Here is a 6,060-nt window from a genome sequence, read left to right as displayed (position 1 = left end):
CTAATCGACCGCGCCACAGTAGATAAACCGACTATGCCCCAACTAATAGAACGATTGCAACTGTTGGGTATTGAGGTGCGTCATGGGCTAACACGCAATGGTAAGAGTAAAGGCATCTCGTATTCCTGGAGTGACCAGAAATTTAGCGGTACATCTTTGGGGCCTGCCTACACCTTCCCAGGACTGCAAAAACATCGTGGCATTGACTACCAGCCAGAACGTGATGATGAGCCGATTAACGAATTGCTGCTCAAACCTGTTAAACCACTCCCAGTTGAGCAGTTAGAAAAACTCTTTCAAGATATTGAACGCAAACAACAGCAGCCTCAGTTCACTCCACCAACGGAGGATCTAGCTCTGTGGCCCAAATTGTATAAATACTTGAATGAGAAACGCGGTATACCAGATTCTTTTATTGAAAGATTACATAACCACAATTTGCTTTATATCAATGAGCAAAAGCAGATTTTATTTATCAAACGTAATCTGGATGGTGAAAAGACTGGTGCATTAGTTTGGTCAAACCCCGGACATAATCATCACACTGTTGAGTATGACCAAAACGCCTCTACACCTTATGGTTGGTTTCATATAAATTTGGGGCAGAATCCACAACAAGAAATTAAAAACGTTTTCTTATGTTCTTCGCCAATTGATGCGGTGTCAGTAGGCGTGTATGTCCTAGCCAAAACAGGAGCCTTACCATCGATGAGAACAATGTTTATGGTAGCTGATGACCCGAACAATTTACCTTTGGAATTTCTCAAAAATTGCTATAGGGTAGTTCTGGCATTCAATAACGATGAGCAGGGGGATAAAACTGCTAGTGCAGTATTAGAATTGTTACCGAATGGTAAAAGATTTAAACCGACTTATCCTGATTGGAATCAGGAATTAAAAGCTCATTTTTATGAAGCGGAACTTGAACGCGAACGGCAGTCGCGTAGTCGTGGTTTTAGCCTGTGAGCCACGCGGAGCGTACACCTGACTCGAATGGAAAGGTGTGCTGGGTTAAGTTCAAGAAAGAATTTTTGAAACACAATTGCAACATATCATGATTACGCATTCTCAATAAGACCCCAGCTTATTGAGAATAAAAATTGCTCAAAAAAGTGGCTGTAATTGACACTGGATAAGAGTTACAGAAGATTTTCTTCAAAAACAGTGGACGGCCAAAAGGACAAAAATGACCAGTTTCTGTCCTTTTGGACGGCCGTTGACAGGTGGGCATTTGTCAACAGAGCATGACAAATGAGTAAGGTTGGCGCTCATTGGACGGCCAAAAGGACAAAAAACCACTGTTTTTGTCCTTTTGGACGGCCAAAAATATTAGTGTCGGATGAGACTGATTTACTACGGTTAAACTACGCTAAGTTCACGGGGTTATAAGTGTTTAGTGTAGTTGCTGCGTTAGACGAGTTTCTGTTTCAGTTAACGCTAAATATATAGAGTGACTCCTGAACTCACAGGAGAAATTTCAGATTCACTTACTGAAGAAGTTGATCGATTGAGCGGGATTTTTGAAGTACAGTTGCAACACAAACGTATTATATATTCTCAATAATTTTAGAGTTATTGAGAATGAGCCAGTTTGATAAAAATGGCTAAAAGCTAATTTTTGTATGTATTAGATACCAATTTTTTGGTCAAAGCGATGTTCTAAATAGCAGACATTTTGTAGTGAATAGTCAAAGTTCCTTGACAGCTATAACAGTTAGAAGCGTGTATAAGCTGTGCAAAATAGGAGACATTTTGTATATAAATAAAAATTGAATTAGTTGCAGATAAATCTATTGCGCCAACGCAACAATTATTAACTTGTGCTGCGGTTACTAAAAGCTAATTTTGAGGAATCCTAAGTACAAGTCTAAATGGATATGGTGTAAATGAAAGCAACTTCTTTATACTTGGGTTTGATCGGTGGAATCTTGACAGGTGCGATGATTTTCCCTGCAAATGCACAGGTTACACCAGATGGCACAACTCATACCATCGTCAACTCAAGTGGTAATAATTTTAATATTCTCAATGGTCTTGAAAAAGGTAATAATTTATTTCATAGTTTTAGTAACTTTTCTGTGCCTACAGGTGGTTCAGCGACATTCGATTTAGTTAATACACCAAATATTACAACTATATTTAGTCGGGTAACTGGTAGAAATGTTTCTAATATTGATGGCTTGATTCAGACTCTTAACGGTAATCATCCTGCCAGTTTATTTTTAATGAATCCTAATGGGATTATTTTTGGTCAAAATGCCAGCTTAAATATTGGCGGTTCTTTTATAGGAACGACTGCTGAAAGTATTAATTTTGCCGATGGGTTTAAATTTAGTGTTGCCGACACTACAACACCCCCTTTATTGACAATAAGTATACCTATCGGTTTACAGATTGGAAAAAATTCTGGCAGTATTAATATTCAAGGACAAGGACACAATTATCTACATCAAGGCAATTTCATTGAAGCAATTAACCGCGAACCACAATTAGGAGGTTTAAGCGTGCTTCCGGGGAAAACATTAGCCCTGATTGGTAATGAGATTCGCTTAGATGGTGGTATTTTAGTTGCCCAAAACGGACAAATTAAGTTAGGAAGTGTTAATAGAGGAACTGTTAACCTTGATACTAATTTTGCCAATTTGAAACTGGATTATGCTCCCGTAGAAAATTTTTCTGATATCCATCTGACTGGTGCAGCCCTAATCGATGCAAGTGGAAATCCTGGGGGTTCGATTCATCTTCAAGCAAAAGCTATTCAAATCCAAGATAGTTCTGCTGTGTTCATTCAACATCAAGGAATGCAAAATTCTGGTCGGATTGAGATTAATACAGACTTCTTAGAATTAAGTGGAGCATTGCCAAACAAAGACCAAAGTTTGATTTTGTCCGAGAATCTAAGTAGTCAGCAGGGAGCTAATATTGATATTTCAGCCAGACAGGTATTAGCAAGAGATGGTGGTTTAATTAGCTCTACAACTTATCAAAATGGAGGTGTAGGTGGAAGCATTTCCATTAATGCAGCAGAATCAATTCAGTTTTCTAGATTTTCTCCTTTCGATGCTTCTCGTACAAGTGGTATTTTAACTCCATCATATAAAGGCGGGGGACGAGGCGGGAATATTTTGCTCACTACTCAAGATGTTTTAGTGAAAGATGGCGCAGTAATATTAGCAGGTGTTTTTGGCGGCAATGGTGGCGGCAATATCAACATTAATTCAGGTAATATTTCTCTGATTGGCGAGAATTCTGGTACTTCTGGAGCCTCAGCTTTAGCCGCAACCAGTTTTTTTGGTGGAGATGCTGGTGCGATCGCCATTAATACAAATCAACTTTTACTAAAGGCTGGTGGGGTAATTTCTGCTAGCACTTCTGGATCTGGTGATGCTGGAAGTTTAACCATTAATGCTGGCAAATCTGTTGAAATAGACGGTTCTGGTTCAATTCTTTCCCAGCCTAGTCGTATCACTGCATCAGGTCAACAATTACCACCAGTATTTCGACGGATATTTGGATTGACAGCACTACCTAGCGGGGATGGTGGAAACTTGTCGATCAAGTCTCCCAATATTAAAGTTAGCAATCAAGGTTATATTGCGGCTGAAAACGTTGGCAACGGCGATGCTGGATACTTACAGATTCAAGCTAATTCGCTCACTTTAGAGCGAAAAGGTCAGATTAGAACATCCACAAAAGTCGGACAAGGTGGTAGCTTAGAACTTTCTATTAAAGACTTGCTACTGATGAGAAATAATAGTCTTATTAGTGCTAAAGCAGAGGGACAAGGAAATGGAGGTAATATCATCATTAACTCTCCCGTTATTGTCGGACTAGAAAACAGCGACATCATCGCCAATGCAGTAATTGGAAGTGGCGGTAATATCAAAATCACCACGCAAGGTATATTTGGCTTAGAGTTTCGCAATCAACTCACCCCAGAAAACGACATCACAGCGAGTTCTCAATTTGGCATTAGCGGTACAGTACAAGTTAATAATATTGGTGTTGACCCCAATTCCGGCTTAATCGAATTACCTGCAAATGTAACCGAGTCATCCCAAAAAATTGCCACAGGTTGTGCAGATACAAGTGGTAGTAGTTTTATTGCTACGGGAAGAGGTGGAATACCCCAAAATCCCAGTCAGGAAGTGAGCAGCGATCGCACTTGGTCTGATATCCGCAATTTATCAGCATTCCAGAAAACACAAGCTTTACAAACACAAATACCTGCATCACCAGAAATCCTTGTCCACGCTACTTCTTGGCATCGCAATGCTCAAGGAAAAATCGAGTTAGTAGCAGCAAAATCTCCCACTAATATGCGATCGCCTTTAACCTGTACTGCAACTGTAAGTAATTAGTTACTCCAGGAACTTTACAATCAAGTAAATCACACAAAACCTTGAGAGGGCTAGTCCTAGTAGCTTGTTTTAGCCCACGGAGGTGGGCTTTGTTTGTGTAGCCGTGAATTCCATTCGCTGTTTCTTTGCTCTTTCATTTATGTTTCCCAAACCAAAAATACTCTTCTCATGGCTTGTATTAGGCATCACCGTGCCAAAACGGGAAAATTGTACGCTAAGGCTGAAAAGCTTGTCTAGCAAGCATCTTAGCCAGTGATTTTTTACCCTTCACCCGAAGAGCGGCTGATTACCCTTATTTTGTTGGTGCAGAGTATTGATAGTACTCTGCACCATCTTCCATGACTAATTCGAGCCAAATAGTGATAAATACAGGTATGCCATTTGCTCAAAACAACTGATTTTCATAGCGTTGAGGTTAGCATCAATTCCTTAGCGTACAATTCTCCCGTTTTGGCACAGTGATGCCTTGTAGACTGAGTTGTTCGTCATAGAACAGCAAAGTTGCTTGACGATTATTGTCAGATAGAGAATCGATTGCTTCTAGTAAAGCAGTGCGGAGTTCTTTCTGTTCTGCCACTTGCTCAGGAGCGGGTGAATTCTCATCAATTAATAAGATAATTTTGAAGAGATCGGTAAAAGTTGAAAATTGAAGTCCAAGTTACAGTTTGGTAAGGTTGAGATGAATCAAGCTGAACAATTGCAAGATCAGTATGTCAAAGTCGGCTCTGTAAATACCCGATATTGGCAAGCGGGAGATTCAGGCAGCACGGTCATTTTGCTTCATGGTGGTGGCGGTTACATTGAGTTGTGGAAGTACAATATCCAAGAATTAGCCAAACATCATCGCGTTTATGCGTTTGATATGGTGGGTGCAGGTCGATCCGATAAACCCGATGCTGCTCATTACACCTTTGACTTCATGGCTCAGTTCACGCGAGATTTCATGAAGGTTTTAGAGATACCCAAGGCAAATTTGATTGGAACTTCTGCGGGCGGTGGAGTAGCACTCACTTTAACGTTGAACTTCCCACAGTTAGTTGATCGACTAATTCTGGTTGGCAGTGCGGGTCTAGGGAAAGAACTTAATTTTCTGCTTCGAGTGACCACAATTCCTGGTTTAGCTAAGTTGTTTAGTTCACCAAGCAAATCAGGTGTAGCAATGTTGTGTAAACAGGCAGTGTACGACTCAAAACTAATCACTGATGAAATTGTCGAAGAGTTTTATCAAATGGCAACGCTTCCTGGAGCAGCAGAAGCAACATTAAATCTAGGTCGTTCAAACTTTAATATCTGGGGGCAATTCTATCAGTCAATTGCTGACAAATTGCATACTATCGAGGTTCCGACCCTAATTATTTGGGGCAGACAAGATCCGATGGTTCCTGTAACCCATGCTCAGAATGCCGTTAAGATTATTTCTAATGCTCAGTTGGAGATTATTGAAGAGTGCGGTCATTGGAGTCCGATTGAGCATCCACAAAAATTTAATCAGCTAGTTCTAGAGTTTCTATCGTGATTTTTGAATTGGTTAACGGTTGCCAGCCAGCTAACAAGTCGATGAGCCGTGTTGCGCCGACGAACTCGTTGCCGCTGTCGCTCAACTCTTGCGGTGCGCTTGACGGTGCAATAGCTTACTGGTGAGTCAGCCTAGTTTATCAAAGCCCCACCCAGCACTCCGAACATACTTTTCTATTGATTT

The 6,060-nt window shown here is 40.5% G+C and carries 4 protein-coding genes; 3 read left to right on the top strand and 1 reads right to left on the bottom strand.

The genetic code is table 11. The annotated features are described in order from the left end of the window. The coding region (locus tag VB732_RS34980) for a DUF3991 domain-containing protein (protein ID WP_323235397.1) at nucleotides 1-966 on the top strand (966 nt) is incomplete at its 5' end. A 920-nt stretch (nucleotides 967-1,886) separates the two neighbouring features. Next, nucleotides 1,887-4,361: an S-layer family protein gene (locus tag VB732_RS34975; RefSeq protein WP_323235396.1), complete on the top strand. Its 2,475-nt coding sequence runs from the start codon at nucleotides 1,887-1,889 to the stop codon at nucleotides 4,359-4,361. A 421-nt stretch (nucleotides 4,362-4,782) separates the two neighbouring features. Here the strand turns inward: VB732_RS34975 and VB732_RS34970 are convergent, their stop codons facing one another. Next, entirely contained in the window at nucleotides 4,783-4,938 is a 156-nt protein-coding gene (locus tag VB732_RS34970) for a hypothetical protein (protein ID WP_323235395.1), read from the bottom strand. A 102-nt stretch (nucleotides 4,939-5,040) separates the two neighbouring features. On the opposite strand from VB732_RS34970, the gene VB732_RS34965 reads away from it, so the two are divergent. Beyond that, nucleotides 5,041-5,877 carry an alpha/beta fold hydrolase gene (locus VB732_RS34965; protein WP_323235394.1) on the top strand — a complete coding sequence of 279 codons (837 nt, stop codon included), beginning with the start codon at nucleotides 5,041-5,043 and terminating at the stop codon, nucleotides 5,875-5,877. The last annotated feature ends 183 nt before the right edge of the window (nucleotides 5,878-6,060 follow it).

This window comes from Nostoc sp. UHCC 0252, assembly GCF_034931145.1.
GTDB lineage: Bacteria > Cyanobacteriota > Cyanobacteriia > Cyanobacteriales > Nostocaceae > Nostoc.
This window is presented reverse-complemented; position numbering and strand designations above follow the sequence as displayed.